The organism is Pseudomonas sp. F8002, from assembly GCF_013385495.1.
Classification (GTDB): Bacteria; Pseudomonadota; Gammaproteobacteria; order Pseudomonadales; family Pseudomonadaceae; genus Aquipseudomonas.
Genome location: NZ_JACAPW010000070.1, coordinates 1 through 380 on the forward strand (window position 1 = coordinate 1; position 380 = coordinate 380).

The 380-nt window shown below is 52.6% G+C and carries 1 protein-coding gene; it reads right to left on the minus strand.

Annotated elements, in window-relative coordinates; translation table 11 throughout:
• A partial coding sequence (locus HX811_RS31835; protein ID WP_177048888.1) for a transposase occupies positions 1-380 on the minus strand: 380 nt, incomplete at both ends.

Below are 380 nucleotides of genomic sequence, written 5' to 3' on the forward strand. Positions count from 1 at the left end.
CAAAACCGCTTTCGACTGGTATTCGCTTAGGTTTTTCATGAGGGAGAACGCGATACGCGCCAGCTTGCGAGCGATGATAACCAAGGCCTGAGTCGTTTTCAGGCCTCTGGCCAGATAGCCTTCATAGAGCGGTTTCCAAGCGTTTGACTTGATACCTGCTGACGCCGCGTTATGCAGCAATCGACGGATCTCCGAGTCTCCTTTTTTGCTCAGTGAGCGACGTCCGCTCATTTGCCCCGAGTCAGATACTCTCAAGTCCATTCCCAGGAACGCTATATAGGCATCGGCACTTTCAAACTCGCCTCGTTGAAACGCCATCGTGAGCGCCACCGCAGTGAGAAAACCAATCCCCTCAACAGCTTGGCAGCGTTTGATCTGAT